This is a genomic window from Ramlibacter sp. (assembly GCF_013697775.1).
Taxonomy (GTDB): Bacteria; Pseudomonadota; Gammaproteobacteria; order Burkholderiales; family Burkholderiaceae_C; genus Ramlibacter.
This window is the reverse complement of the sequence record NZ_JACCWG010000182.1, coordinates 1-25,803: the sequence shown is the minus strand read 5'-3', so window position 1 is coordinate 25,803 and position 25,803 is coordinate 1. Positions and strand designations below refer to the sequence as shown.

At 68.1% G+C, this 25,803-nt stretch carries 25 protein-coding genes and 3 pseudogenes; 15 read left to right on the top strand and 13 right to left on the bottom strand.

Annotated elements, in window-relative coordinates:
- A pseudogene (locus tag H0U68_RS09050) lies at positions 1-2,460 on the top strand (hypothetical protein); the annotation flags it as partial.
- 49 nt (positions 2,461-2,509) lie between these two features.
- On the opposite strand, the gene murQ reads toward H0U68_RS09050, so the two are convergent.
- From murQ to H0U68_RS09035, 3 genes are all read right to left on the bottom strand, one after another.
- A complete protein-coding gene (murQ, locus tag H0U68_RS09045; protein WP_296354783.1) occupies positions 2,510-3,430 on the bottom strand; it encodes an N-acetylmuramic acid 6-phosphate etherase in 921 nt (306 codons plus the stop codon).
- Between the two features lie 67 nt (positions 3,431-3,497).
- A complete protein-coding gene (locus H0U68_RS09040; RefSeq protein ID WP_296354781.1) occupies positions 3,498-6,200 on the bottom strand; it encodes a bifunctional acetate--CoA ligase family protein/GNAT family N-acetyltransferase in 2,703 nt (900 codons plus the stop codon).
- A 39-nt stretch (positions 6,201-6,239) separates the two neighbouring features.
- On the bottom strand, positions 6,240-6,944 hold the full coding sequence (locus H0U68_RS09035) for an alternative oxidase (RefSeq protein WP_296354778.1): 705 nt from the start codon (positions 6,942-6,944) through the stop codon (positions 6,240-6,242).
- 143 nt (positions 6,945-7,087) lie between these two features.
- Between H0U68_RS09035 and H0U68_RS09030 the strand changes: the two genes are divergently transcribed.
- Genes H0U68_RS09030 through H0U68_RS09020 form a run of 3 tightly spaced genes read left to right on the top strand, consistent with a single transcriptional unit; the run spans position 7,088 to position 8,768 of the window.
- A complete protein-coding gene (locus H0U68_RS09030) occupies positions 7,088-7,510 on the top strand; it encodes a universal stress protein (protein ID WP_296354776.1) in 423 nt (140 codons plus the stop codon).
- A 31-nt stretch (positions 7,511-7,541) separates the two neighbouring features.
- Positions 7,542-8,441, top strand: coding sequence for a J domain-containing protein (locus tag H0U68_RS09025; RefSeq protein ID WP_296354774.1), 900 nt, complete (start codon positions 7,542-7,544; stop codon positions 8,439-8,441).
- Positions 8,442-8,444: 3 nt separating this feature from the next.
- Complete coding sequence (locus H0U68_RS09020; protein WP_296354771.1) at positions 8,445-8,768, top strand: chaperone modulator CbpM; 324 nt, start codon at positions 8,445-8,447, stop codon at positions 8,766-8,768.
- Here the strand turns inward: H0U68_RS09020 and H0U68_RS09015 are convergent.
- From H0U68_RS09015 to H0U68_RS08995, 5 genes are read right to left on the bottom strand one after another with little or no spacing between them, the layout of a single operon-like run.
- Positions 8,765-9,640 (bottom strand): phosphatase PAP2 family protein, encoded by an 876-nt coding sequence (locus tag H0U68_RS09015; protein ID WP_296354770.1) that lies wholly within the window; start codon positions 9,638-9,640, stop codon positions 8,765-8,767. The genes H0U68_RS09020 and H0U68_RS09015 overlap by 4 nt on opposite strands.
- A complete protein-coding gene (locus H0U68_RS09010; RefSeq protein WP_296354768.1) occupies positions 9,637-9,900 on the bottom strand; it encodes a hypothetical protein in 264 nt (87 codons plus the stop codon). Before H0U68_RS09010 ends, H0U68_RS09015 begins: the two co-directional genes overlap by 4 nt.
- 11 nt (positions 9,901-9,911) lie before the next feature.
- Complete coding sequence (locus H0U68_RS09005; protein ID WP_296354766.1) at positions 9,912-10,208, bottom strand: hypothetical protein; 297 nt, start codon at positions 10,206-10,208, stop codon at positions 9,912-9,914.
- Positions 10,205-11,242 carry a zinc-dependent alcohol dehydrogenase family protein gene (locus H0U68_RS09000; protein ID WP_296354765.1) on the bottom strand — a complete coding sequence of 346 codons (1,038 nt, stop codon included), beginning with the start codon at positions 11,240-11,242 and terminating at the stop codon, positions 10,205-10,207. The genes H0U68_RS09005 and H0U68_RS09000 overlap by 4 nt, the downstream gene beginning before the upstream one ends.
- 27 nt (positions 11,243-11,269) lie before the next feature.
- A complete protein-coding gene (locus H0U68_RS08995; protein WP_296354763.1) occupies positions 11,270-12,412 on the bottom strand; it encodes a HAMP domain-containing sensor histidine kinase in 1,143 nt (380 codons plus the stop codon).
- Between the two features lie 212 nt (positions 12,413-12,624).
- Between H0U68_RS08995 and H0U68_RS08990 the strand changes: the two genes are divergently transcribed.
- Positions 12,625-13,362 carry a Crp/Fnr family transcriptional regulator gene (locus H0U68_RS08990; protein ID WP_296354762.1) on the top strand — a complete coding sequence of 246 codons (738 nt, stop codon included), beginning with the start codon at positions 12,625-12,627 and terminating at the stop codon, positions 13,360-13,362.
- On the opposite strand, the gene H0U68_RS08985 is transcribed toward H0U68_RS08990, so the two are convergent.
- The 3 genes from H0U68_RS08985 to H0U68_RS08975 all read right to left on the bottom strand — a co-directional run bounded on the left by H0U68_RS08985 (position 13,341) and on the right by H0U68_RS08975 (position 17,026).
- Positions 13,341-14,024: a Crp/Fnr family transcriptional regulator gene (locus tag H0U68_RS08985; RefSeq protein ID WP_296354760.1), complete on the bottom strand. Its 684-nt coding sequence runs from the start codon at positions 14,022-14,024 to the stop codon at positions 13,341-13,343. The two genes, H0U68_RS08990 and H0U68_RS08985, sit on opposite strands and share 22 nt — an antisense overlap.
- A 202-nt stretch (positions 14,025-14,226) precedes the next feature.
- Positions 14,227-15,855, bottom strand: a complete 1,629-nt coding sequence (locus H0U68_RS08980) for an ATP-binding protein (RefSeq protein WP_296354758.1) — start codon at positions 15,853-15,855, stop codon at positions 14,227-14,229.
- A 4-nt stretch (positions 15,856-15,859) separates the two neighbouring features.
- Positions 15,860-17,026 (bottom strand): FIST N-terminal domain-containing protein, encoded by a 1,167-nt coding sequence (locus H0U68_RS08975; RefSeq protein ID WP_296354756.1) that lies wholly within the window; start codon positions 17,024-17,026, stop codon positions 15,860-15,862.
- 159 nt (positions 17,027-17,185) lie between these two features.
- Between H0U68_RS08975 and H0U68_RS24370 the strand changes: the two are divergent.
- Positions 17,186-17,488 (top strand): annotated as a pseudogene (locus H0U68_RS24370) (ImmA/IrrE family metallo-endopeptidase); the annotation flags it as partial.
- Positions 17,489-17,587: 99 nt separating this feature from the next.
- Here H0U68_RS24370 and H0U68_RS08970 read toward each other — a convergent pair.
- Positions 17,588-17,926 (bottom strand): hypothetical protein, encoded by a 339-nt coding sequence (locus tag H0U68_RS08970; protein WP_296354754.1) that lies wholly within the window; start codon positions 17,924-17,926, stop codon positions 17,588-17,590.
- A gap of 75 nt (positions 17,927-18,001) precedes the next feature.
- Positions 18,002-18,925, bottom strand: a complete 924-nt coding sequence (locus tag H0U68_RS08965; RefSeq protein ID WP_296354753.1) for a LysR substrate-binding domain-containing protein — start codon at positions 18,923-18,925, stop codon at positions 18,002-18,004.
- Positions 18,926-19,018: 93 nt separating this feature from the next.
- Between H0U68_RS08965 and H0U68_RS08960 the strand changes: the two genes are divergently transcribed.
- The 9 genes and pseudogenes from H0U68_RS08960 to H0U68_RS08920 form a co-directional block, all read left to right on the top strand.
- Entirely contained in the window at positions 19,019-19,471 is a 453-nt protein-coding gene (locus tag H0U68_RS08960) for a hypothetical protein (protein ID WP_296354750.1), read from the top strand.
- A gap of 51 nt (positions 19,472-19,522) precedes the next feature.
- The gene (locus tag H0U68_RS08955) at positions 19,523-20,536 is read left to right on the top strand and encodes a porin (protein WP_296354748.1); all 1,014 of its coding nucleotides are present in this window, start codon (positions 19,523-19,525) and stop codon (positions 20,534-20,536) included.
- 14 nt (positions 20,537-20,550) lie between these two features.
- The gene (locus H0U68_RS08950) at positions 20,551-21,699 is read left to right on the top strand and encodes a PLP-dependent transferase (protein ID WP_296354746.1); all 1,149 of its coding nucleotides are present in this window, start codon (positions 20,551-20,553) and stop codon (positions 21,697-21,699) included.
- A 77-nt stretch (positions 21,700-21,776) separates the two neighbouring features.
- On the top strand, positions 21,777-22,727 hold the full coding sequence (locus tag H0U68_RS08945) for a transporter substrate-binding domain-containing protein (RefSeq protein ID WP_296354744.1): 951 nt from the start codon (positions 21,777-21,779) through the stop codon (positions 22,725-22,727).
- Positions 22,728-22,765: 38 nt separating this feature from the next.
- On the top strand, positions 22,766-23,500 hold the full coding sequence (locus tag H0U68_RS08940) for an amino acid ABC transporter permease (RefSeq protein WP_296354742.1): 735 nt from the start codon (positions 22,766-22,768) through the stop codon (positions 23,498-23,500).
- 2 nt (positions 23,501-23,502) lie between these two features.
- Positions 23,503-24,188 (top strand): annotated as a pseudogene (locus H0U68_RS08935) (amino acid ABC transporter permease).
- 10 nt (positions 24,189-24,198) lie between these two features.
- Positions 24,199-24,930 (top strand): amino acid ABC transporter ATP-binding protein, encoded by a 732-nt coding sequence (locus H0U68_RS08930; protein WP_296354740.1) that lies wholly within the window; start codon positions 24,199-24,201, stop codon positions 24,928-24,930.
- An 83-nt stretch (positions 24,931-25,013) separates the two neighbouring features.
- Entirely contained in the window at positions 25,014-25,451 is a 438-nt protein-coding gene (locus H0U68_RS08925) for a hypothetical protein (protein WP_296354738.1), read from the top strand.
- A 44-nt stretch (positions 25,452-25,495) separates the two neighbouring features.
- Positions 25,496-25,803 (top strand): hypothetical protein (locus H0U68_RS08920; protein ID WP_296354736.1); only part of this gene is annotated, 308 nt, incomplete at its 3' end.

Sequence of the window (25,803 nt, the reverse complement as noted above, 5' to 3'; positions counted from 1 at the left end):
CTGTGGGCGGGGCCGCCGCCGCAAGCGCTGGCGCCCGTGGCGGCAGCCATCGAGGCGGGTGCCGCTGCAAGGACGGGCAGTGCCGCGCCGGTGGGTGAATTCGACGACGCCAGCGGCGAGTTCCGCTTCGCGCTCGCGCCCGGCCAGGCGCCGCCGCGCCCGTGGGTCAACGTCATCGCCAACCGCGGCTTCGGCTTCCAGGTGTCGGAGGCCGGCAGCGGCTACACCTGGGCGGTGAACAGCCGGCTGCACCAGCTCACCGCCTGGTCCAACGACCCGGTGGCCGATCCGGCGGCGGAACATTGGCTCCTGCAGGACCTGGACAGCGGTGAAGTGTTCAGTGTCACGCGGCCCGGCGGGCAGCTCGCCGTGCGGCATGGCCAGGGCTACAGCGTGTTCGAGAGTTCACGCGGCGCCCTCCAGGTGGAGGCCACTTTCTTCGCCGACCTCGTGGACGCGGTCAAGGTCGTGCGCGTGCAGCTGCGCAACCACTCGGGCCCCCGGCTGCGGCTGCGGGCGCTGGGGCTGGTCGAATGGCAGCTGGGCGCCAACCGCGGCGACCGGCGCGGCGTGCTGACCTGGAAGGAGGCGGACCTGCCCGCCGTGTTCGCGCAGCAGCGCGAGCAGCGCGCGGGCTTCGGCGCCCATACCGCGTTCCTCTCGGTCCAGGGTGCGGTGCCGCTGGCGCAATGGACGTGCGACCGCGCCGAGTTCTTCGATGGCGCGACCGGCCGAATGGGCGTGCCCGCCACCCTGGCGGGGCGCAGCGGGCCGGGCCTGGACCCGTGCGCGGCCATCGCCGGGGACTTCGTGCTTGCCGCGGGCGAGGGCGCCTCGTTCACTTTCGTGCTGGGCCACGCGACCTCGGCCGAAGCGGCGCGGCAGCTGGCGGCCGGCTGGAGCCGCCGCGATCCCCTGGCCGCGCTGGCGCAGGTCAGGCGCTGGTGGTCGGGACTGAACGAGGCGGTGCAGGTCAGGACGCCCGACCCGCTGTTCGACGCGCTGGTGAACCGGTGGCTGCTGTACCAGACCGTGAGCTGCCGGCTCTGGTCCAAGGCGGGCTTCTACCAGGCCGGCGGCGCGTCGGGTTTTCGGGACCAGCTGCAAGATGCCATGGCGCTGACGCTGGCCGACCCCGCGCGGCTGCGCGAGCAGATCGTCCTCAATGCCGCGCGCCAGTTCCCCGAGGGCGACGTGCAGCACTGGTGGCACGCACCCGGTGGCGAAGGCGTGCGGACGCATTTTTCGGACGACCTGCTGTGGCTGCCGTACGCCTGCGCGCATTACCTCGCCGCCACCGGCGACCTCGCACTGCTGGACCAGCAGGTGCCCTTCCTGGAGGGCGCCGCCATTCCCGCCGGCGCCGAGGATGCGTACTACACGCCGCAGGTGTCGGCCGACGGCGCCAGCGTCTACGAACACTGTGCCCGCACCATCGACCGCAGCCTGCCCGTCGGCGCGAACGGCCTGCCGCTGATGGGCACCGGCGACTGGAACGACGGCATGAACCGGGTCGGACACCAGGGCCGCGGCGAGTCGGTCTGGCTCGCCTGGTTCCTGTGCGCGGTCACGGAGCAGTTCGCGCCGCTGGCCAGCGCGCGGGGCGAGGGCGAACGGGCGCAGCGCTGGCTGCGGGCGCGCGACGGCTGGATCGCCGCGCTGCACGGCCCGGGCTGGGACGGCGGCTGGTTCCGGCGCGCCTTCTTCGACGACGGCACGCCGCTGGGGTCGGCCGCCAACAGCGAGTGCCGCATCGACCTCATCGCGCAGGCGTGGGCCGTGCTTTCCGGCGCCTCGACTCCCGCCTTCACAGCGCCGGCGCTGGCCGCCGTGGAGCATCAACTGTTCGATGCGGACGCCGGCCTGCTGCTGCTGCTGGCGCCGCCGCTGGAGCACTCGCTGCACAACCCGGGCTACATCCAGGCCTATCCGCCGGGCGTGCGCGAGAACGGCGGGCAGTATTCGCACGCCGCCGTGTGGGGCCTGATGGCGCAGGCGCTGGGCGGCGACCCTGAAGCGGCGTGGCGCAGTTTCAAGGGCATCAGCCCCGCGCACCGCAGCCGGCACCCCAAGCATGGCGCAGCGTACGAGCTCGAGCCTTACGTCACGGCGGGCGACACCTTCGGCGCCGCGCCCTACGTCGGCCGCGGGGGGTGGAGCTGGTACACGGGATCGGCGGGGTGGCTCTACCGCGCCGCGGTCGAAACCCTGCTGGGGCTGCAGGTGCGCCCCGGCGCGCTGGCGCTTTCGCCGCGGCTGCCGGCCCACTGGCCGTCGTTCGAGCTGCGCCTGAAGGTGCAGCAGCGCGACATCACCTTGCACTGGGAGCGCTATTTGCACCCGGCGCGGCTGCTGCAGCCGGACCTGCAGGTGCGATGGGGCGAGTGGGTCGCGCTCGACAGGCTGCCGGCGAAGGCAGTGCTGCTGGTGTGCGGCGAGGCACCAGCGCCGCCGGCGTGAAATACGGGGAGAAGCCTTCGGTCGGCCGCCGCGCGCGGCGGGCCGGCCGTCACTCCTTGCGCAGGTCGCCCACCACGTCGGCAATGGAGCCGCCGGCGAGGTCGAGCTCTTCCTTGGCGCCGCGCGCATCCAGGCCGAGCTTGTTCATCGCGATGGCGGTCTTCACATGCCCGCCCGATTCGTCCAGCAGCCGCTGGGCTTCCCAGCGCTCGATGCCCAGCGTCTCCATCAGGATGCGCTCGCCGCGGTCCTGCAGCTTCTGGCAGGTCACCTGCAGGTCCACCATCAGGTTGCCGTAGACCTTGCCGGTCTTCACCATCGCGGCGGTGCTGATGGTGTTGAGCACGATCTTGGTGGCGGTGCCGGCCTTCATGCGCGTCGAGCCGGTGATGACCTCGGGGCCGACCAGCGGCGCGATCACCACGTCGTGCGACTGCATCAGCCGCTCCGACGGATAGGTGCAGAGCAGGAAGCCGGTGCGCGCGCCCAGCGCGCGCGCGCGCTTGAGCGCGCCGTGCACATACGGCGTGGTGCCCGAAGCCGCGATGCCGAGCACGAAATCGTTGGGGCCGATGCCACGCTCGTCCATGGCGTCGGCGCCGTCCTGCGGATGGTCCTCAGCGCCTTCCTGCGCCCGCACCAGCGCTTCCAGGCCGCCGGCGATCACGCCTTGCACCATGTCGGGGTCGATGCGGTAGGTGGGCGGCATCTCGGAAGCGTCCAGCACGCCCAGCCGGCCCGAGGTTCCCGCACCCACATAGATGAGCCGGCCGCCGTTGCGCAGGCACTCCACCACGAGGTCGATGGCGTGCGCGATCTGCTGCCGTTCTTCGCCAACTGCCGCGGCGACCATCCGGTCCTCCGCATTGATGAGGTCGACGATCTCGGCGGTAGACAACTGATCGATGCGCATGCTGCGCGGGTTGCGCTGCTCAGTCAGGCGCGGGTCCAGGGGCTGGGCGGGCTTCATGTTGCAGGCCAGTTTAGCCCGTGCAGTTGACCTGTGGGGCAGCGGGGGCACCGCCTGCCTCAGCGCCTCACGTGGCAGCCGGCCTGGACGTGGTGCTCGACGGTAGGCAGGAGACGCCCGGTATCTTCAACACCACAAAGACCGAGTCTTCGCCGGCCGGGGACACACCGGCGTCGAATCCCAGCGAGCGCGCCAGCGCGCGCATGGGCTGGTTGTCCCGCAGCACGTAGCCCACCATGCGCCCGGTGCCGCGGCTGGAAAGGAAACCGATCATCTTGCGCATCAGCAGGCGCCCGAGTCCGCGGCCCTTCAGGTCGGACCGGACGATGACCGCGAACTCCGCATCGGCGTTGTCGGGGTCGATCACGGCCCGCACCACCCCGAGGGTTTCGTCGGCACCGCCAGGAACGGTGCGCACCGCGATGAAGGCCATCTCGCGCGCATAGTCGACCTGGGTCAGGCGGGCCAGCTCGCTGCGCGGCAACTCCCGGCGCACGCTGAAAAACCGCAGGCGCAGGTCCTCCGGCTGCAAGCCCGCGACAAAGGCGCGGTGCTGCGGCTCGTCCTCGGGCCGGATCGGGCGCACCAAGATCGTCTCGCCCTGCCATGCCAGCGTTTCTTCCAGCTGCGCGGGGTAGGGCGTGATCGCGAAACGCGCCGCACCCGCGGGCAGGCTGCGGCTGACGCGGATCCGGGCGTCGAGAGCCACCACGCCTGCGTGGTCGGCCAGCAGGGGGTTGATGTCGAGCTCGCACAGTTCGGGCAGCTCGACCAGCATCTGCGACAGGGCGATCAGCACGTCGCCAACGGCCTCCAGGTCCGCCGGCGGGTGGTCGCGGTAGCCGGCCAGCAGCCTTGCCACGCGCGTGCGGGAGACCAGGTCCCGGGCCAGCACACGGTTGAGCGGCGGCAAGGCAATCGCGCGGTCCGCCAGCACCTCCACCGCGGTGCCGCCCTGGCCGAACAGCAGGACCGGGCCGAACAGGGGATCGACGCTGAACCCCAGGATCAGCTCCTGTGCCAGCGGGCGGATGGCCATCGCCTGCACGGTGAGGCCGGTGATGCGCGCCTCGGGGCGCGCTGCCTTGACCCGGGCCAGCATCGCGGTGGCGGCGGCCCGCAGCTCGGGCTCGTCGCGCAGGTGCAGCTGGACCCCGCCGACGTCGGACTTGTGGCTGATGTCGGGGGACAGGATCTTGATCGCCACCGGATAGCCGATGGTCCTGGCCGCCACCGTGGCGGCCTCGGCGGTGGCCGCCGCGGCGAGGCTCTGGACCACAGGAATGCCATAGGCCGCGAGGACGGCCTTGGCTTCCAGTTCGCCGAGCATTTCGCGGCCGTCCGCAAGCGCGGCCTCGATGATGGCGCGCGCGCCAGCGGTGTCGGGGCGGGAGTTCCCGCTGGCCGAAGGGGCCTCGAGCAGCAGGGCCTGGTTGCGGCGGTAGGTCCCCAGCATGCCGAACGCCCGCACCGCTTCCTCCGGCGTGGCGTAGTCGGGCACCCCCGCTTCTTCGAAGATGCGGCGCGCCTGCGCCACCGAAGCGTCGCCAAGCCAGCAGGCCATGACCCGGCCGGGTGCGGCCTGGACGATGGGCGCACAGGCGCGCGCGATGTCTTCGCTGCGCACGATGGCGGTCGGCGCGTGCATGAACAGCACGGTGCCGGTGCCGTCGGCGAGCAGCGCCTGCAGTGTCTGGGTGTAGCGCGCCACAGGTGCGTCGCCGATGATGTCGATGGGGTTGCCGTGGGACCAGGTCGGCGGCAGGAAGGCATCGAGCTTGCGCACCAGCACATCGTCGAGTTCCTGCAGCGCAAGGCCTGCAAGCGCGGCCGCGTCGGCAGCCATCACGCCGGCGCCGCCGCCGTTGGTCATCAGCGTGAGGCCACCGTCACCGCCGCCGCGAAAGCGGGCCAGGGTTTCGGTGGCCATGAACAGGTCCTGCAGCGTGTCCACGCGCAGCATGCCGGCGCGGCGGATGGCGGCGTCGAACACGATGTCGGATCCCGCCAGGGCACCGGTGTGCGAGGCAGCCGCCTTCATGCCGTTGCCGGCCCGGCCGGCCTTGACCACGATCACGGGCTTGTTGCGGGCCGCGGCGCGCGCGGCCGACATGAACTTGCGCGGCGCCTCGATGGATTCGATGTAGAGCAGGATCGAGCGCGTGCGCGCATCGCTGGCCAGGTAGTCGAGCAGGTCGCCGAAGTCGACGTCGGCCCGCTCGCCCAGGGACACCATGTGCGAAAAACCGATGCCGCGGGATGTGGACCAGTCGAGGATGGCGGTGACCAGCGCGCCCGATTGCGAGATGAAGGCCACGTCGCCGGCCAACGCATCGGTGTGCGCGAAACTGGCGTTCAGGCCCAGGTGCGGCGTCAGCAGCCCCAGGCAGTTGGGCCCGAGCACCCGCAGCAAGTGGGGCCGTGCCGCATCGAGCATGGCCTTCTTGTGCGCGGGCGTGAGTCCCGCCGTCATCACGATGACCGCGCGCGTGCCGAGCCGGCCGAGTTCCGCGACGAGGTCGACGACGGTGTCGGGCGGCGTGCAGAGCACGGCGAGGTCGGGCACCGCCGGCAGGTCCGTGAGCCGGGCGAAGGCCGGGCGGCCGCCGATGGACGCGTGTTTCGGGTTGACGGCGTAAATGGCGCCGGCGAAGCGGCCCGCGTTCATGTTGCGCCAGACCGTGGCGCCGACGCTGCCGACCCGGTCGGAGGCGCCCACGACCGCCACGGAGCGCGGCGCGAGCAGGTGTTCGAGGTTGCGGATGCTCATGCGTTCACCGCGATCGCGGTGGCGCTGCAGGGCCCCGGCTCACGCCTCGATGCGAATCTCATCCGCATGCTCCGGGTAGGCCGCGGCGCGCGCGGCGGCGGGACGGCCGCCGAGCTTGTTGGCGAAACCATGGTTGATGTCCCGATGATGGGCTTCGTCGGCCCGCACCTTGAGCACCACGTCACGCAGGGTGGCGTCCTCCGGCAGCTTCCAGTAATGCCTGGCGATGGCCGGCGCACCGACGTTGGGCGAGCGGCCTTCGTCGATCTCCGCGAGGTAGCTGGTGTAGCTGATGACCGCCTCCTCCTCGAAGTAACCGACGACCCGGTGCGCAGTACGCGCCGAGACCAGGTAGAGCAGGAAGAAGGCGAGATAGAAGATCCACTGGGCCAGCATCACGATCATGCGTTCGAACGCCGTCGGCTTGGCGATCTCGATGAACGTCATCAGGTGCATGCGCTCGTTCTCGGCCTCTTCCATCAGGGTGCGGATCCAGCCGTCGTCACCCACCATGTTGCGCAGGCAGCGCAGGTGCGTGATGGTGCCACCCACCATGCCCGGCACCGCGGCCACGGTCTCCAGGACGATCGCCCTGTGGCCGTAGCGCTTGGCGAACAGCGTATCGGCCGTGAACCGGAGCATCTTGGTGAACACGAGCGCGAACCGGTCGGAAAATCCTTCCGGGACATGGTGCACCGCGGGGCCGGTGCCCCGCGTTCCGTCGGGCGCTGTGTTGTCGTTCATGGACGGCCTTGAAGAGTGGATCACAAGCGCTTCTACTGCAGCGAGGTGGCGTCGTCTGTGCTGCATCGAACGGACGTCGAGTGCGCAACGCGAGAGCATCATCGGCACGCTGCCGTGCGTGGCGGGCTCTGCAGGAGAAGCAAATGAAGGTTCTATTGGCCGTGGACGGCAGCGATTACACGAAGCGCATGTTGGCGTATCTGGCGGCCCACGAGGAATTGCTGGGTGTGGGCAACTTCTTCACGGCCCTGCACGCGACCCCTGCCATTCCGCAGCGGGTGGCTCGCTTCGTCGACAAGGCCACCATCGACAACTACGGCGAAGACGAGGCGAACGAAGTGTTCAAGCCGATCCGCGCGTTCGCGCAGCAGCAGCACTGGGATTTCAGCACGGCGCACGTCGAGGGGCCGGCGGGGGAAGCCATCGCCGCCTACGCGCTGGAAACGAAGCCCGACCTCATCATCATGGGCACCCACGGGCACTCCGCCCTGGGCAACCTCTTCATGGGATCGACGGTCACCGGAGTCATGGCCCGATGCCAGGTTCCCGTGCTGCTGGTGCGCTGAGCGCGTGTGGTCCCATCGGGATCACGAAGCCATGAAATACAAGGACTATTACGAAGCGCTGGGCGTCGCGCGCGGGGCCACCCCGGAACAGATCAAGAAGGCCTACCGCAAGCTCGCGCGCGAGCACCACCCCGATGTGTCCAAGGCGCCCGGCGGCGAGGAGAAATTCAAGGAAATCGGTGAGGCTTATGGCACACTGAAGGATCCGGAAAAGCGCAAGGCCTATGACGCACTGGGGCACCGGCCCGCCGGCGAGGAGTTCGCGCCCCCGCCGCAATGGGAGCAGCATTTCGGCGGCGGGCCCGGCAACTTCGCCGATGTCGACCTGGAAGAGCTGCTCGCCTCCATGGGCCGCGGACGTGCCGGCCGCGGCGCGGCGCGGCCCGTGCACGGGCGCGACTTCGAAACCACCATGGCGATCAGCCTCGAAGACGCGAACCGGGGGACCACTGCCAACATGGAAGTGGACGGCGGAGACGGCGCGCGCACGCTGGAAATCAAAATCCCTCCCGGCGCGAGCGAGGGCCAGAAGCTGCGGTTGAAGGGAAAGGGCGGCAAGGGGCGCAACGGCGGTGCCGACGGCGACATCTACCTGCACCTGACATTGGCGCCGCACGCCGTGTTCCGCCCCGATGGGCACGACCTCTACTTCGACCTGGTGCTCGCGCCCTGGGAAGCGGCGCTCGGCGCAGAGGTGGAGGTGCCGACCCTGGCAGGCGCCGTGCTGCTGACCGTGCCGGCGGGCACGCGCACCGGGCGCAAGCTGCGCGCGCGCGGCCGCGGCCTGGCCAACGGCAAGGGTGGACATGGCGACCTCTACGCCATCGCCTGCATCGACGTGCCGGCAACGCTGACGGACGAGGAGCGCGCGCTCTTCCAGCAGCTGGCCGGAATCTCCCAATTCGATCCGCGCGCCCGCGCCGGGAAGTGAAGCATGACGCTGTTCACTGAAGCCGCCTGGCTGGACGGGCGCGAAACCATCACTATCGCCGAGCTGTGCCGCGCTTGCGCGCTGACGCCTGACGAACTGCACGAGCTGGTCGCGTACGGCGCGCTGGTGCCGGTGGCCGGTGCGCCGGGCGAAGCCAGCTTCAGCGCCGAATGGGTCATGCCCCTGCGCGCCGCGGGGCGGCTGCGGCGCGACCTGGACCTGGACGTCTTCGCGGTGTCGCTCGTGCTGGGATACCTGGAGCGCATCAGCGCCCTGGAAGGCGAGCTGCGTTCGATGCACGCGCGGCAGGCGATCCACGCACCTTAGCCGGCGCGGATGCGGGCAGCGGCTGGAAGGAGCGCGTAGAACTGCCGGTCGCCCGGCCCTTGCCACGCCAGCCAGCCGGTACCCGAGACCACGAGCGCCGCCAGCGCCACGCCTGCCAGTGCCGCTGGCGCATAGTCCTCGCGGGAGGCGCGCGGCTCGTACGACATGGCGATGAAGGCAACCCACGCCGTCCCGAGCGCGATGCCGCCGATGGCATCCGACAGCCAATGCGCGCCCAGATAGAGGCGAGAGAACGACACCAGCAGGACGTAGATGGCCGCCGTGGCGGCCAGGCCTGCCTTGCGCGGCGAAGGTTGGCCGCGGGCCAGCAACACGGCCAGGAAGCCCAGGACCACGGTGCTGACCGTGACGTGCCCGCTCGGGAACGAGAACTGCTCGATTCCCTCGTACAGCAGCCTCGGGCGGTGGCGCCCGAGGCCGAGCTTGACCACCTGCACCAGCGTTTCACCGACGACGGCATTGGCAAGCCAGTAGCCCATCGTCCGCCAGCATCGGCGCCACGCCAGCCAGCCGGCCACGCAGGCAACCAGCGGAACCATCACGCCGCCGCTGCCCATGCCCGTCACGGCCACCAGGATGCGGTCGGCCGATGCCGTGCGCCACTGCTGCAGGAACGCAAACACAGCCTGGTCGGCCTGCACCAGCGGGTCGCCCGCGACGACGTCCTGCAGGACGCCCAGGAACAGCCAGCTTGCCGCGACGAGGAGCATTGCAGCCAGCAACAGCGCGCCCGAGCCGGGGCGCTCCGGGTCCAGGAGCGCGGCCACCGGCCGCGACAGCGGCGAGCTGGAGCGGCGCGCCCATCGCACCAGTGCCATCCGGTAGCGCGTCGGGTCCAGGAGGCGGTTCACGGCGCGAACTCGTACACCAGCGACCTGAGTTCACCCACGAAATACGGCTTGCCTGCCGTGGCGGCCGTGCCGCGCGTCGGCGGGCCTTCGATGTCGCGGGCGTCGTAGCGGCCGGCCGGCGCGGGCACCGCGGCAGCGTCCAGCAGTGCCATCTGGGCCTGCGTCGCGGCGTCCCGGCGCGCGCGGCCGAAAGCGGAAAGAGCAACCCCGGCGATCGCCACGCAGCCGATGCCCAGGGCGGTCCATCCCATCCAGCTCATTGCATCTCCCGTCAGGCCAACACCGCCAGCAGCGGCCGCCGCATCGACAGGGACAGGCCCGGGCCGCGCCCGAAGCGCACGACCAGGTCGGGGCGTTCTTCGGGGCGAAGCCCCAGCGAGACGAAGAGATGGTGATCGTCCGGGTCGACGGCGGGGCATCGGCGCGTGAAGTCCGGGGTGATGGTGATCGCCGTTTCGGCGATGTGGAATCGCTCGTCGGCGGCGGAACAGGCCGTCAGCGAGGGCAGGGCCGTGGCGCAGGCCGCCGCGCCGAGCATGAACCGCCTGCGCGCCGGCATGGTTCTCACGCCTCGATGATCACCTTCAGCGCCTTGGTGTCGGCCGCCTTGGCGAAGGTGTCGTATGCGGCCAGCATGTCGGCGAGCTTGAAGCGATGGGTGATCAGCCGGGACGCATCGACGCGTTTGGACTGCACTGTCTTGAGCAGCATCGGGATGGAAAAGGTTTCCACCAGCCCGGTGGTGATCGTCACGTTGTGCGACCAGAGCCGTTCCAGGTCGAGGTCGGCCTTGCAGCCGTGCACGCCGACGTTGGCGATGGTGCCGCCTGCCGCCACCACGTCCTGGCAGATCTGGAACGTGGCCGGAATGCCGACCGCCTCGATCGCGGTATCGACGCCGCGGCCGCCGGTAAGGGCCATCACCTGCTCGGCGGCATCGCCGCTGAAGCTGTTGACGGTGGCGGTGGCACCGAAGCGCTTGGCGACTTCCAGCCGGTTGTCGTCCAGGTCGACCATGATGATCTGCGCGGGCGCATAGAACTGCGCGGTGAGCAGCGCCGCCAGTCCGATGGGCCCGGACCCGATGATGGCGACACTGGAGCCCGGCTTCACCCTGCCGTTCAGCACGCCGCACTCGAAGCCGGTCGGGAGGATGTCGCTCAGCATGACCAGCGCTTCTTCGTCGGCGCCCGCGGGAATCGGGTACAGGCTGGTGTCCGCGTGGGGGATGCGCACGAACTCCGCCTGGGTGCCGTCGATGGTGTTGCCGAGGATCCAGCCGCCGGTGGTGCAATGCGAATACATGCGCTCGCGGCAAGGCGCGCAGCGGCCGCACGAGGAGATGCAGGAAATCAGCACGCGGTCGCCGATGCCGAACGCGGTGACGCCCGCACCCACGCTGTCGATGATGCCGACCCCCTCGTGGCCCAGCACGGTGCCGGATTTGCAGCTGGCGACGTCACCCTTGAGGATGTGCAGGTCGGTGCCGCAGATGGTGGTGCGCGTGATCCGGACGACTGCATCCGTGGGGGCCTGGATCGCGGGCTTGTCGCGGTCCTGCAGCGTCTTGCGGCCGGGGCCTTGGTAGACGAGCGCGAGCATGTTGGTGTCCTGCAGTGGTGTGAAAAATCAGTTGATGGCCGGATGTTGTTCGAAGGCATGGCGCGGCATGCGGATCGAGAGCACGCAGCCCACGCCCGGCATGTCCCGCACGCTCAGGGTGCCCGAGTCGGCTTCGATGCTTTGCCGTGCGATCGACAAACCCAGGCCCAGGCCGGACCGGTCGCCGCTGCGCTGGTGGAAGGGAGTGAATATCTCGTGCGCGTCGCCGTTGGGAAGCCCGCCGCAATGGTCGAGGACCTCGATGGTGACGTGGTGCTTGGAAGCGGACGTCTTGAGCGTGACCATTGTCTGGTCGTGCGTGAACTTGAATGCGTTCTGCAGCAGGTTGCCCAGCGCGGCGAGCAGCATTTCCCGGTTGCCGCGAATGCCGAGCGCGGCGTCGGCGTTCTCGACCGACAGCGTGCAGCGGATCGCGATCGGGTCGAGCTGTGCGGTCTGCTTCGCGTCCTCGATGAAAGCGGCGAGCTGGAAGACGTGCTGCTCCACGGGGGTGCTGTGGCGCACATCATCGAGCGAGCGCGACACCAGGCTGTTCAGGGCCAGCAGGCTGCGCTTGAGCACCGCGCCGGTGGCGCCGCTGATCGGCATGTTGCTCGCCTCGAGTGCACTCACCGCGAGCGCCGCCGTGCCGAGCCCGTTGCGCAACTCGTGGACAAGGAACCCGACGCGTTCGTTGGTGGCCGCGCGCTGCGCGGCCACCAGATTGATTTCGCGCAGCCGGCTGAATTCGGTGACCGCGTCCGCGATCGCATTGTCCAGGCAGCGATTGAGGGTGCGGAACTCGTGGGCCGAGAAAGCCTCATCCCGCTCGAGCGCCAGGTCGGTGATGGCCTGGCACAGATCGCCATAGTCATGAACCGCCTGGTCGACGGTGAACCCCAGCGCCAGCAATTCCTTGCCATGGGCAGCGGCGCCGACGCTGATTTCCGAGTGAATGCGGGAGTATCCGCCAGACGTGCCCGAAATTCGCACGCTGGCCGCGGACAGCCCCTGCTCTTCGGCCTGCAGCGTCCGGGTCAACTGATCGATGAAGAGGGGAATGCCATGCTCCAGCTGGTCCGCCGTGGCGGAACGGCCCGGGCGCTTCTCAACCTTTTGTTTGCATCGGGCGATCAGCTCGTCGCGGTTGTCGATCAAGAATTGGTACATGGGTTCTTCTCTTGCCGGTAAGGGTTGGGCGACAGGAAACAGCATCCTTGTCCACAGCATGCGTGCCTGAGCCGTCCGCGTCTGTGCGTTCTCGCACGCAGGCGCAGCTGCGGTGGGTGCTGGCAACACACCCTGCGGGAGGTGCTTGTGCGTGCTGTACCGCACAGATACCATGATTGCCGCCTTATACTGACAAGCTTGCAGAGGACCTGATGCCCGCTTCACGCGATCCCCGACGTAACCGGTTGCTGGCTGCCTTGCCCACGGCGGAGTGGGAGCGCTGGTCCCAGTTGCTTGAACCGGTTGACATGCCGCTGGGCCGGGTGCTGTACGAATCCGGCCTTTCGCTCACGCACGTCTACTTCCCCATCGATTCGATCGTCTCGCTGCTGTATGTGATGGAAGACGGCGCGTCCGCCGAAATCGCGGTGGTCGGCAACGAAGGACTGGTCGGTATTGCACTGTTCATGGGCGGCGAAACCACGCCGAGCCGCGCTGTGGTGCAAAGCGCCGGGCGCGGCTTCCGGCTCGAGGCGCAGGCCATGAAGAAGGAGTTCAACCGCGCCGGGCCGGTGCTGCACCTGCTGCTGCGGTACACACAGGCACTGATCACGCAGGTGGCGCAGACGGCGGTGTGCAACCGCCACCACTCGCTCGACCAGCAGCTTTGCCGCTGGCTGCTTCTCAGCCTCGACCGCTTGCACGGCCGTGAACTGCACATGACGCAGGAACTGATAGGCAACATGCTGGGCGTTCGCCGCGAAGGCGTGACGGCGGCGGCGCTCAAGCTGCAGACAGCGGGACTGATCCGCTATGCGCGAGGCCACATCACGGTGCTGGACCGCGCCGCCCTGGAGCAGCGCACCTGCGAGTGCTACGCGGTGGTCAAGAAGGAATACGACCGGCTGCTGCCGACGGCTGAGGCCGTTCACGGGAAGACATCGGCGTAGATCGCGCTCTCCACGCCGTAGCAGCTGCATGCCGCCGCTTCCAGTCCCGCGCGGTCCAGGATGTGCATCTCTCCGCGCCGGTACGCGATCAGGCCTCTGTGCTGCAGCGCCCCGGCCGCCTGCGTGACGCCTTCGCGCCGCACGCCCATCATGTACGACAGGAACTCGTGGGTGACGTGGAAGCTGTCCGCATGGGCGCGGTCCTGGCTCATGAGAAGCCAGCGCGCGAGCCGGGGACCGATCAGGTGGAAGCGCAGGCAGACGGCCGCGCTCGACTGCTGGCAGAGCAGCACGAACAGGTAGCGCGCCACCGAGCGGTGCAGCTGCGCGCTGCGGCGCAGTTCCGCCTTGAAGGCCGCAGCCGGAATGCGCCAGGCCGTGCCGGGCCCCTGCACGATGGCGCGCACCGGGTGGGTCGACACCCCCAGCGCAAGCGACGCGCCGAGCATGCCCTCGGTGCCGATCATGCCGACCTCGATGCCGGGGCTGTCCTTCACGGCGGCCACGAGCGAAATGAACCCCTCCACCGGGAAGTAGACATGGCGCACGACGCCGCCCGCGACGCTGAGCACCTGCGACAAGGCGAGGTCCGCCGCTTCACCGGCGGCCAGCAGGCTGTCGCGCGCCTTCGGGCCGAGGCCGGCGATCAATTGGTTCCGCAAGGGGTCCAAGGGGTCAGATTCGCTTGAAATCTTCGCAGTACTCGTCGAGCACTCGCCGCGTGAAACGCGGCTGCTTCTGGAGCAAGTGTGCGAGGAAGTCCATATGCGCGCAGTTGGCGCGCGCCGCAGGCAGCTGTCTGTGCGATGGCAAACGCAGTAGACGCTCTTTTCGGGTGGCTGATGCCTTCCATGCACGGCATTCCTATCCGCCGTCCACCGCCTTCTTCGATGGGGCGCGAATCAGCTGTTCGACGACGTCGATCGTGACGGGCTTCACCAGGTGCGCGTCGAAGCCGCTGCGGGCGGTGCGCTGGCGGTCTTCTGCGCTGCCGTAGCCGGTCAGCGCGACAAGCTTGGACCGGTTGCCGAAGCGTCGGCGCCACTCGCGTGCCGTTTCGTACCCGTCCATCCCAGGCAACCCTATGTCCAGCAGGACCAGGTGCGGCGGCTCGCCGGACGCGCCAGCTTCCAGTGCCTGGGCGCCATCGTGCGCGATCGTGACCCGCGCGCCCATCATCCGCAGCACCTCGGCCAGCGTTTGTGCGGCATCCACGTTGTCATCCACAACCAGCACATGCTCAGAGAGTTCGAGCGGATCGCCAAGCTCCGTATGCTGCGACGCAACCGGTGAAGCTTCGACCAGCGGCAGGACGACGATGAATTCGCTGCCTTCGCCGATGCCGGCGCTGCGCGCTTCGACGCTCCCGCCGTGCAGGCCGATCAAGGTGCGCACAAGCGTGAGCCCGATGCCGAGGCCCCCCGGCGCTCGGTCAAGCGAGCCTGGCACTTGCGTGAACATGTCGAAGATGCTGTCCAGCATCTTCGGGGGAATCCCGGCTCCGTTGTCCCGGATGCTCACTCGCGCCGCCGCCCCGGCTTCTGTGAGGTCCACTTCGATGCGGCCCCCTGGATCGGTGTACTTGGCTGCATTGTTCAGCAGGTTGGAGAACACCTGCACGAGCCGGACACGGTCGCCGTTCACGTGCATGTTTGCAGCACGGGACTCCAGCACAAGCGCGTGCCGCCGACTCACAAAGGCCGGCTTGCTCGCTTCCATGGCGGCCGCAAGCACGTCGTCCAGACGCAAGGCCTCGCGTCGCAGTTCGATCAACCCCCGGCTGACGCGGGAGACATCCAGCAAGTCGTCCACCAGGTGGGTGAGCTGCTGCATCTGGCGGCTCATCACGGCAAGCTGCCGGTCTCGGGCCCCCACCTTCTCAGGGGGTAGCCGGCGCAGGATCTCGATGCCAGTCATCATGGGGGCGAGCGGGTTGCGCAACTCGTGCGCGAGCATCGCCAGGAACTCGTCTTTGTGCTGGTGCTCGATGCGCAGCTGCAGGTTGAGCTCAGCGGCCGCGGCGCGGGCACTGTCGAGGGCGGCTGCGAGCTGATGCGCACGTGTGGCTGCTGCCCGTGCATCTGCCGCTTCGGCCCTTCCGATGCGCAGTGCCTGCTGTGCGCGCAGTACCTCGGAAAGAAGAGGCAGCGCCTCGACCAATTCTGCGGGAACCCTGCATGGCTCGTCGCCAAGCAGTACGAACGCACAGCCCCGGTGGACGAGGGCCACGGCATCCCAGCGTCTGCCCAGCACATCCACCTCGCCCTGCAACCGACTCTCGCGGGCGCAGCGGCGCAGCAGCTCGCGCCATGACGCCCCCGCGGCCCACGTCTTGACCATGCCCGGCGCGGGCAGCATCACGCCAATTTCCGGATCCTCCACGCACATGAGCAGATGCTGGCCGCCCAGGGCACGCGCCAGCGCCTGCGCAGCGTTCTCGCGGCCGTCCTCCTGTGCCAGTGCGTCGATCAGGGGCCGCAATGGGTGCGGCATCAGCTTATTCCGGGAGCACGCAAACAACGGCGGTGCAATTGTGGAAGCCGCTGAACTGGCCTTCGGCACGTGCGATCTGCCCGTAAGTGTTGCAGCCGACGAAGCCTGCGGGCGCCAGCAGTTTTGCGCAGGCCTGCAGTTCGTCCTCGAAGGCGCGCCCGAGTCGCAGCCGGGTCGCCACGCAATCGAAAACAAAGGCCGCGGCCGGCTTGTGGCCGGAGAGACCGCGCAAGGCAGCCTCGGTGGCATGCCGCGCAGCCTGCACCGCCGAGTTGGCATTCGCCTTCATGATGTAGACCACCGACCCTTCAGGCACGGCCGCCGCGCAATGGAGGGAGCCGTTCTCGCCGATCGCGAGCGGCACGCGAAGCCGATACCCTTCGGACGAGCGGATGCCGAGCACGTTGTGCAGAAAAAACGGCAGAGGCTCCGCCAAATCGAGTGCTTGTCCGGTCTTGCTCGCATGCACCTGGAGGGCCTCCAGCGCAGGGGCGCCGTTCAAGCCGATCAGCCGCATGCCGTCTGCCTCCGTCACGCGCATACCTTCACCGGCGGGCTCCCAGCCGTGCGCCACCCCGATTCCGATGGGCTTGCTGGAGAGAATCTCCAGTGCCGCGACGGCGTCGTTGTAGGACTTGGTACCCGCGAAAACGTGCGTGGTGTTGAAGCGGCCGTCATCACCGGCCCCACCGCCGAAGAAGCGGTAGTCGCCGCCGGTGCCCAGGGTCAGCTCCTCGACGAGCGCGTCCGTGTGGCCCGCCAGCGCATCGGTCATCACAAGTGCATTGCGGTACGTCTGCGTCGCACTGGTGCGCTCCCGGAACGCACCCACCACCTGGCGTGCCGCTTCGGCCGCATCCCGGCTGACTCCCTGCCCAAGACCAACGGCGAATTTCATGTCCGAACTGCGGATGCCCAGCGCCGACACCTGCCCTTCACCGCGGCCGAGATTCGTGAATTCGCCTGCCGAGGAAGATCCGGCAATGACCTGCGTTCCCGCTTCCTGGGCGAGCGCTTGCAGGAGCACGTCGTAGTCGTGCTGCGCCGACGCGAAAACAACAACCGCATCTGGTGCGGCTCCGTCGAATGCCTGGCGGATGCCGCGCCCCAGCTCTGCACCCGCAGTGCGGCTGTCGCGTGTTTCGGTGAGGGCAATATGCGTCTGGGTCATGGTGTGAATGGGAAGGCTGAGCCGAATTGTGTGTCGGACTGCGTCCGACTCCCTGTAAGAAAATGCCGACTTCGCACGCCCGCCCGAAAGCGAAGCGGCTGAGGGTTCGCATTCGGCCGCTGGCCGAGTGTCAGGAGCCGGTTTGCCCAACTGCTCCAGGTGATCGACAAGCCGGCAGCAGCGGCCGTACGACGCAGGACAACGTCGCGCACGGCAGCCCCCGCATCGCGGAGAACGCCGGCGCGGTCGTGTGATGGACGCTCGGCTTGCCGTGAACGATTCGGGGTGGCACATGAACTCGGCCACTTCTCGCTGCACATCGGGGTGCTCACGGGCGACCGCCTCACGGAAAGCCAAGCCAACCGCTTTGCCAGCGCGCTGCTGATGCCCCGCTCGACCTTCGCCAGCGAATGCAGCCTGGCGTTGCGTGGCAGCCACCTGTCGTGGACGGGCATGTCCGAGCTGAAGAGACGGTGGGCGTGTCCAAGGCAGGCATCCTCTATCGCGGCAAGCAGTTGGGCCTCTTCACCGAGGAGCAGGCACGCTCGGGCTACATCCACTTCAATCGCCATGGTGAGGCGACCTCCGAGAAGGAGAACCGACATGCCCGCCGAACAGCCAGAAGCGGTGTCCGACAGCCTGAAGGTGATGCAGCAGCATTTCGGGATTCCGCTGGCCGCGGTCGCGCGCGCGATGGCGGTGAGTCCGCGCCTGCTCGACGGCCTGCTGCGGTTCCTGCTCTCCGGGCATGATCCATCTGCGGTCTGGAGCGATGTGGTTAAGTGCCGGCCCGCACTCTTGCATGGTGCGCCTCGTTTGCGCCAAGTTGGAGCGCAGCGTCGTGAGGGCATCGATGGCAGGCAGCACCAGGTCGATTCCACTGACGATTCGATTGGCCATTTATCCCCTCCAATGATGATCCGCGTCCTCGACGACGGGCTCACGCCGGTCGATACCGGAATGCAGTTGGCCCTCTCAGGCCGCCTTCAAATACTCGCGCATCTTCTGCTCGTCTTCATGCAGCTGCTTGCGCATCAACGCAAGGAAGCTCTTTGCCGTCCCCGACAACATGCGCCCGGCCGGCACCGCCAGCAGGCAGGAGAACGTCGCGTCCATCGACAGCTTGCGGCACACGAGGCCTCGCTCGGCATAGTCCAGCGCGGTGATCGGGTTGACCACGCCGACGCCAAGCCCGTGCAGGGCCATCTCGCAGATGCTGGCACCGTAGGGGGTGTGCACGGAGACCGAGAGCGTCACCCCGCTTTCCGCCAGCGCGCTTTCGAGCCGGCGGCGCGACGCGTCTTCCGGGTTCAACGCCAGGAACGGCAGCTCGGCCAGCTGCTCCGGCTTGATCTGCTTGTGGCGCGCCAGGGGGTGGCCCTTGGGCATGACCACCACCCCAGGGTATTTGGCGAACACCGAGGCCTCCAGCCCTTCGGTCGACACCTCATCGGCCATCAGCCCGAAATCGGCAAGTCCGGAGACCACGCGGTCGCGCACGTCCTTGGAACTCAGGATCTGCAGCGAAACCTGCGGACGCATGGCGTCCTTGGCCGCCATGAAGCGGCGCAGCGCGCGCGGGGTGAATCCGAGCCCGAACGCCGGGTAGCAGGCCAGCTGCAGCCGCTCGACCCCGAACTCGCGCAGGCTCTTGAGCCGGTGCTCGATCGCGCCGAGGCCGACGAACATCCGCTCCACCTCCACCAGCAGCGCCTGGGCCTCGGGCGTTGGCTGTAGCCGCCCGCGCAGCCGCGCGAACAGCGGGAATCCCGCCTCCGACTCCAGCCGCTTGAGCGATTGGCTGACCGCCGGCTGGGTGACCCCCAGCAGCGCCGCGGCCTTGCGCGTCGAGCCGCTGCCCATGATCGCGCGGAACGTTTCGATCTCGGTCACGCGCATATAAATCTGGCTTATCAAGTGAAAAGCAGATTATCAAATACCTTATCTGCTGCCCCCTAGACTTTGTCTTGCTCAACCACGAGGAGACAAGCAATGAGCATTCGCGTGATTCTCTGCGCCGCGGCGCTCGCACTCGCCCTGCCTGCGCAGGCCCACGACTTCGGCCCGGACGTCGCCAAGTTCCAGCAGCTGGCCGCAGGCAAGAAGCTTGACAGCAAGGAGGCCATCCAGGCCCGCCTCGCGCTGGAGCGGGCGCAAGGCCAGATGGACCAGGCCGACGTCAAGATGCTGCTGCGCATCCGCAGCCTCACCAACGCCGGCCTGCGTGAACTGGGTGAGCAGCCGGCCTTTCTCTCCAGTGAGTACAAGCGCCTGGAGGCCGCGCTGGCCAGCCCCAAGACCACCGACCCCGCCAAGATCGCCAAGGCCCGCGAGATCTTCGCGACCCTGAACCACGAGAAGCCGGTCTACGAGGCCCTCGAAACCGAGGCGGTCGACAACATGAAGCAGGCGCTCAAGCTGATCGAAGCCGCCCCCTCCAAATAGGAGCATCGGCCGCCAACGCGGGACGGACCAGAACAACACGAGACAAGACCAATGAAAACGAAACGGATCACGCCGGCGCTGGCCGCGGGGATGGGACTGCTTTGCTCCGCGGGAGCATTCGCGCAGTCGTCGGTGACCCTGTACGGCATCGTCGACACCGGCATCGAGCGCGCTTCGAACGGCGCAGGCATCTCGGTCAACCGCCTGGTGTCGGGACAGGGCTCCTCGTCGCGGCTGGGCTTTCGGGGCACCGAGGACCTCGGCGGCGGTATGCGTGCGATCTTCAACCTGGAAGCCGGCGTCAACACCGACAACGGCTCGGGCGCCGCCGCCGGTGGCGGGCTGATGTTCAACCGCCAGAGCTGGGTCGGCCTGGCCGGCGACTGGGGGCAGATCACCTTCGGGCGCCAGTTCCGCCCAGAGGCGCGCGCGGTGTTCGGCATGGACCCGTTCGATGCCGGTTCGGTCGCCTCTCCACCCAACACCTATTCCAACACCGGCTTCCGTGCCGACAACGCGATCATCTACGAGACGCCGCGCATGGGCGGTTTCGTGGGCCGCGTGATGTACGCCCTGGGCGAGAACGCCGGCGGCGTCTCCGGCGCGCTGAACGACGTGGGCGCTTCGCTGCAGTACTACAACGGGCCGCTCTACGCCGCCTACGGCTACGACAGCCAGCGCAACGCCGCCGCCACGGACCGGCGCACCTGGCACACGGTGGGCGGCTCCTACGACTTTGGGGCCGTCAAGCTGTATGGCGCGTACCGCACCCGCAAGGAGGGGGCCGCCGCCCTGGACCAGAACAGCTACTGGATCGGTGTCGGCGTGCCGGTCGGCCCGGTGCTCCTGCAGGCCACCGTCGGACGCGTCAACGACAAGACCGCGGCCAACCGCGACACCAAGGGCTACAGCTTCGGCGCGGAGTACCTGCTGTCCAAGCGAACCGATTTGTACATGCGCTACGGCAAGCTGCGCAATCAGAACGGCGCGACGTTCAACCTCGACAACGGCGTGAACGGCCCGTCTCCCTCGTCCTTTGTGGTGGGTGTGCGCCACCGCTTCTGAACCGGATCTCCGTGATGCAGTCTTCCCACCCAGCGGGCGCGCCGCCGTCCTTCGATGCGATCAACGTCCCGGTGCATCGGGCCTCGACCATCCTGTTCCCGAGCACGGACGCGTTCTTGAACCGGCGCGAGCGTCTGTTCGACGGCTACTCGTACGGGCTCTACGGCACCCCCACGACGCGCGCGCTCGAAAGCGAGATCGCGAAGATCGAGGGCGGCGTCCGGTCGGTGGTCGTTCCCTCGGGCCTGGCGGCGATCACGCATGGCCTGATGGCGGTGTGCAAGAGCGGCGACCACGTGCTGGCGGCGGACTGCATCTATGGCTCCTCGCGGACGTTTTTGCTGCAGGTGATGCGCACGTTTGGGGTCACGGTGGAATTCTTTCCGGCCGACGCCGGCTCCATCGCCGCGCTGCTGCGCCCCGGCACGGCCGCGGTGCTGCTGGAGTCGCCCGGCTACTACACCATGGAAATCCAGGACATCGCGCCGATCGCCGAGGAAGCGCACCGGGCCGGCGCGCGGGTGCTCATCGACAACACCTGGGGGTTCGGCGCGTCGCGGATGTTCGAGCATGGCGTGGACATGTGCTGCACCGCGCTCTCGAAGTACGCCTCCGGCCACGCCGACCTGTGCATGGGTTCCATCACCGTGGCCGATGAAGGCCTGTTCCGCAGGATCAAGGCATTCGTCGCGTCCGTCGGCTCGGGCGTCTCCTCGGATGACGCCTACATGGTCCTGCGGGGGCTGAGCACGCTGGACACCCGGCTGGCCGAGCACGCTCGGCGCGGCCTGGTGTTGTCCGACTGGCTGCAGCAGCAGGGCTGCGTGGACCGGGTGCTAAACCCGGCGCTGCCAGGCGATCCCCACCACGCGCGGTTCGCGCGCTATTTCGACGCCGGCAACGGCCTGGTCTCGGTGCTGTTCCGCAAGCCCACGCGCGAGGCCCTCACGCCCATGCTGGACGGGTTCCGGCGATTCCGCATCGGCGCGAGCTGGGGCAGCAGCCACAGCCTTGTGTCGCTGGCCGAGCCCGCCGCCGCCCGAAGCTGCAGCCACTGGGCTGCCGGCGACTACGTGGTCCGGTTCCACATGGGCCTGGAACCCATGGACCAACTGCTCGCCGATCTGCATGACGGCGTGCAGCGGCTGGAAAGCGCCCGGTAGAGGCGTCACTCAGAAAAAGCCTCATTGCGCCGCAGAACCGTCCCTGTCAATGTGAAACCTCTTCCCAGGAGTGCTGTATGACCTCTCGAATCCACCGCCGCGCGCTGACTGCCGCCTTGCTGGCCTGCCTGGTGCCCGGCGCCTGGTCGCAGGCCGCCAAGCCGGCCGCCAAGCCGGCGCAGCCCGCGGCCGCACAGCCCCTCACGGGCACTTTGGCCAAGATCCGCGAGACCGGAACCATCACCCTCGGCACGCGCAGCGCCTCGGTTCCCTTCAACTATCTGGACGACAACAACAAGCAGGCGGGCTACGCGTGGGAGATCGCGCAGCACGTGGTCGACAGGGTCAAGAAGGACCTGAACCTGCCGAATCTGCAGGTGAAGACCATGGAGGTCACGCCGCAGACGCGCATTCCGCTGGTGGCCAACCAGACCCTGGACCTGGAGTGCAGCTCCACCACGCACAACACGGAGCGCGAGCGGCAGGTCTCCTTCTCCAACACCTTCTTCGTGGTGGGCGCCCGGCTGCTGGTCCGCAAGAACTCCGGTATCCGGTATTGGGCCGACCTGGTGGGAAAGAACATCGTGGTGAGCGGCGGCACCACGGCGGAGCGGCTGATCCGCGAGGCGAATGCGAAGAACGGCTGGGGCATCAACATCCTGCTGGCCAAGGACATCAACGAGAACTTCCTGATGGTGGAGACCGGCCGCGCGCAGGCGGCCATGCAGGACGACGTGATCCTCTACGGCAACATCGCCCGCGCGAACAAGCCGTACGACTGGCAGGTGGTCGGCGTGCCGATGGCCCAGGAAGCGTACGCCTGCATGCTGCGCAAGGACGACGCGCAGTTCAAGGCGCTGGTGGACGATGTCATCGCCAGGATGATGAAGAGCGGCGAGATGGAGAAGATCTACACCAAGTACTTCCTGTCCAAGATCAACGTGAAGGGCGGGGTGGTGGTCGGCATGCCGGTGCCCGAGCCCATGTGGGAGCTGTTCCGCAACCCCAACGACAAGGCCTTCCAGTAACGGCCTGCGCCGGGCAATGAGGACAGGATCGCAAAGCAATGAATTACAGCTGGGACTGGCTGGTGTTCTTCCGCCCGTCGGTGACGGGCGAGGGCTACTACTGGCAGATGATCCTGCGGGGCCTGGGCTGGACGGTGGCCCTGTCGCTGCTCTCGTGGGCGATGGCGCTAGGCATTGGCACGGCCGCGGGCGTCGCGCGCACGCTGCCCCAGCGCGGCGTGCGCTGGGCTGCCGCCGCCTACGTCCATTGCTTTCGGAACACGCCATTGCTGGTGCAGCTGTTCATCTGGTATTTCGTGGTGCCGGAACTCCTCCCCACGCGCTGGGGCGATGCCATCAAGCAGATGAACCCGGTGTGGAACCAGTTCCTCACCGTGCTGGTCGCGCTCACCCTGTACACGGCCGCCAAGGCGGCGGAGCAGGTGCGCGCGGGCATCGAGTCGGTGCCGCCTAGCCAGGTGCAGGCCGCCATGGCGCTTGGATTGAGCCGGGCGGGCGTGTACCGCGACGTGGTCCTGCCGCAGGCCTTCCGGATCGTGATCCCGCCCCTGACCTCGGACTTCCTGAACGTGTTCAAGAACTCGGCGGTTGCGTTGACCATTGGCCTGATGGAGCTGACCGGGCAGACCCGCCAGCTCAGCGAGTTCAGCTCGCAGCCATTCGAAGCCTTCGTCGCCGCCACGCTGATCTACATGCTGGTCACCTACGTCGTCATCGCGCTGATGCGCTGGGTCGAGACGCGAAGCCGCATCCCCGGCTACGTGGGAGCCTGAGCATGTCCTACAGCTTCGACTGGTCCACCATCGCGCGGGGTTGGCCCTACCTGGCGCAGGGCATGGGGATGACCCTGTTCCTGGTCGCCATCAGCATGGCCGCCGGAATCCTGATCGGCACCTTGCTGGCCATCGTGCGCATCTTCGGGCCCAAGCCGCTGCAGGTGGCCGCTACCGGCTACGTGAACCTGTTCCGCTCGGTCCCGCTGATCCTCACGATCTTCTGGTTCTACTTCCTGCTGCCGCCGGTGCTGCGCCTCGTCACCGGCGACCCGTACCTGAGCGTCGGTGCGATCTACTCGGCGCTGGCGGCCTTCACGCTGGCGGAGTCGGCCTACTACTGCGAGATCATGCGCGCCGGCATCGGCAGCGTGAAGCGCGGACAGATGGATGCGGCGACCGCCCTGGGCATGAGCCGGTGGTCCGCGCTGCGCTTCGTCATCCTGCCGCAGGCGTCCGCAACATGACACCGTCGCTGATCAACCAGACCGTGGCGCTGTTGAAGGACACCTCGCTCGTCTACGTCATCAGCCTCAACGACTTCCTGGGCGCGGCGACCAAGCTGGGCCAGCGCGACGGCCGGCTGGTGGAGATGTACCTCTTCGTGGCCGCGGTCTACCTTGGCCTGTGTTCCGTTGGGGTGTGGGCCGTAGGGCGCCTGCAACAAGGCCGGCGGCAAGCCGCCTGAGGAGAACCGAGTGATCAACATCAGCAATGTGTCGAAGTGGTACGGCGACTTCCAGGTCCTGAAGGACTGCAGCCTGGCGATCAGGCGCGGCGAGGTGGTCGTGGTGTGCGGGCCGTCCGGCTCCGGCAAATCCACGCTGATCAAGACGGTGAATGCCCTTGAACCCTTCCAGCAGGGGAAGATCCTGGTCGACGGCATCGCCGTCGGCGACCGCAACACCAACCTGCCGCAGCTGCGCAGCCGGGTGGGCATGGTGTTCCAGCATTTCGAGCTGTTCCCGCACCTGAGCGTGACGCAGAACCTGACGCTCGCCCAGGTGCGGGTGCTGCGCCGCCCGGCGGCCGACGCCCTGGCCAAGGCCGAGCACATGCTGCAGCGGGTCGGCCTGCAAACCCACAAGGACAAGTTCCCGGGCCAGCTGTCGGGCGGGCAGCAGCAGCGCGTGGCCATCGCCAGGGCGCTGTGCATGGACCCGATCGTGATGCTGTTCGACGAGCCGACCTCGGCCCTGGATCCGGAGATGGTCGGCGAGGTGCTGGACGTGATGCCCGGTCTGGCCAAGGAGGGAATGACCATGATGTGCGTGACCCACGAGATGGGATTCGCCCGCCGCGTGGCCCACCGGGTGGTGTTCATGGACGCGGGCAGGGTAGTGGACGACCTGCCCGTCCAGGATTTCTTCGCCGGCCGGCCCAGGACGTCGGACAGGGCAGCAGCGTTTCTCTCGCAGATCGCGCACTGATGCGGCAGATAACAAATCCGTCATGAAGCGGTCCGCTTCTCCGGACCTACGGCAGTCCAACCGTCGATAGAATGCTTCTGCGTATGACATTCCTTCGTGTGCTCTTGGCTTGGCTCGTGATGCTGGCGGTCCCCGTGCAGGGATTCGCCGCCACGTCCATGCTGATGTGCGATGGCGGTGCCGGCCACCACGCGGCGGCGCAGTCCAAAGCGAATCGGGCCACCGCGCACGATCACGGGAAGCACGACCATGCCGGTCATGCCATTCATGCCGACGCGGGCCATGACCACGCCTCGCACGATCAGGGCCACGCGAAGCAAGCGAAGGCCGAGATCAAGAAGGCGTCTGACCTCCAGCAAAAGTGCAGCGTCTGCGCATCAGCATGCTGCCATGCGGTAGCGATCACCAGCACCGCGGTCCTGCAGTCCGCCTCGGCGCTGCCCCTCATCCGCATCGTGGAGCCCTTCGTGGCGATCCACAGCCGGGCCACCACCGTCCCCGACAAACCGCCTCGCGCCTGAAACGCTCAGGAGGGCAGCCTGCGCTGTCCACGTCCTGAGCTGTCGTGCTTCTCGTCCAGGGTTCGTTGACCCCTGCAGCCGATTTTCAGTTTCGCGAGGTTTTCATGATCCATCCATCTGGCCGGCATTGGCTTGCCGTGCTGACCCTCTCGGCTGCCCTGCCGGCGGTTGCACAGGGCAGCGCGCCTGTCGCCGCGAACGACCTGTCGTTCCGCTCCACCTTCGAGGGCTACCGGGCCTTTACCGAAGAGAAGGTGGTGCCCTGGCGAGAGGCCAACGACAACGTGCGCCGTATTGGGGGCTGGCGGGAGTACGCCAAAGAAGCGGGCCGCGCGGGCGCTCAGCCCGGCTC

What these genes read in the sequence shown, in the direction of transcription:
- murQ (WP_296354783.1), bottom strand. Translation starts at nt 3,430, where the DNA reads ATGAAGCCCGCCCAGCCCCTGGACCCGCGCCTGACTGAGCAGCGCAAC.
- H0U68_RS09040 (WP_296354781.1), bottom strand. Translation starts at nt 6,200, where the DNA reads ATGAGCATCCGCAACCTCGAACACCTGCTCGCGCCGCGCTCCGTGGCG.
- H0U68_RS09035 (WP_296354778.1), bottom strand. Translation starts at nt 6,944, where the DNA reads ATGAACGACAACACAGCGCCCGACGGAACGCGGGGCACCGGCCCCGCG.
- H0U68_RS09030 (WP_296354776.1), top strand. Translation starts at nt 7,088, where the DNA reads ATGAAGGTTCTATTGGCCGTGGACGGCAGCGATTACACGAAGCGCATG.
- H0U68_RS09025 (WP_296354774.1), top strand. Translation starts at nt 7,542, where the DNA reads ATGAAATACAAGGACTATTACGAAGCGCTGGGCGTCGCGCGCGGGGCC.
- H0U68_RS09020 (WP_296354771.1), top strand. Translation starts at nt 8,445, where the DNA reads ATGACGCTGTTCACTGAAGCCGCCTGGCTGGACGGGCGCGAAACCATC.
- H0U68_RS09010 (WP_296354768.1), bottom strand. Translation starts at nt 9,900, where the DNA reads ATGAGCTGGATGGGATGGACCGCCCTGGGCATCGGCTGCGTGGCGATC.
- H0U68_RS09000 (WP_296354765.1), bottom strand. Translation starts at nt 11,242, where the DNA reads ATGCTCGCGCTCGTCTACCAAGGCCCCGGCCGCAAGACGCTGCAGGAC.
- H0U68_RS08995 (WP_296354763.1), bottom strand. Translation starts at nt 12,412, where the DNA reads ATGTACCAATTCTTGATCGACAACCGCGACGAGCTGATCGCCCGATGC.
- H0U68_RS08990 (WP_296354762.1), top strand. Translation starts at nt 12,625, where the DNA reads ATGCCCGCTTCACGCGATCCCCGACGTAACCGGTTGCTGGCTGCCTTG.
- H0U68_RS08980 (WP_296354758.1), bottom strand. Translation starts at nt 15,855, where the DNA reads ATGCCGCACCCATTGCGGCCCCTGATCGACGCACTGGCACAGGAGGAC.
- H0U68_RS08975 (WP_296354756.1), bottom strand. Translation starts at nt 17,026, where the DNA reads ATGACCCAGACGCATATTGCCCTCACCGAAACACGCGACAGCCGCACT.
- H0U68_RS08970 (WP_296354754.1), bottom strand. Translation starts at nt 17,926, where the DNA reads ATGGCCAATCGAATCGTCAGTGGAATCGACCTGGTGCTGCCTGCCATC.
- H0U68_RS08965 (WP_296354753.1), bottom strand. Translation starts at nt 18,925, where the DNA reads ATGCGCGTGACCGAGATCGAAACGTTCCGCGCGATCATGGGCAGCGGC.
- H0U68_RS08960 (WP_296354750.1), top strand. Translation starts at nt 19,019, where the DNA reads ATGAGCATTCGCGTGATTCTCTGCGCCGCGGCGCTCGCACTCGCCCTG.
- H0U68_RS08955 (WP_296354748.1), top strand. Translation starts at nt 19,523, where the DNA reads ATGAAAACGAAACGGATCACGCCGGCGCTGGCCGCGGGGATGGGACTG.
- H0U68_RS08950 (WP_296354746.1), top strand. Translation starts at nt 20,551, where the DNA reads ATGCAGTCTTCCCACCCAGCGGGCGCGCCGCCGTCCTTCGATGCGATC.
- H0U68_RS08945 (WP_296354744.1), top strand. Translation starts at nt 21,777, where the DNA reads ATGACCTCTCGAATCCACCGCCGCGCGCTGACTGCCGCCTTGCTGGCC.
- H0U68_RS08940 (WP_296354742.1), top strand. Translation starts at nt 22,766, where the DNA reads ATGAATTACAGCTGGGACTGGCTGGTGTTCTTCCGCCCGTCGGTGACG.
- H0U68_RS08925 (WP_296354738.1), top strand. Translation starts at nt 25,014, where the DNA reads ATGACATTCCTTCGTGTGCTCTTGGCTTGGCTCGTGATGCTGGCGGTC.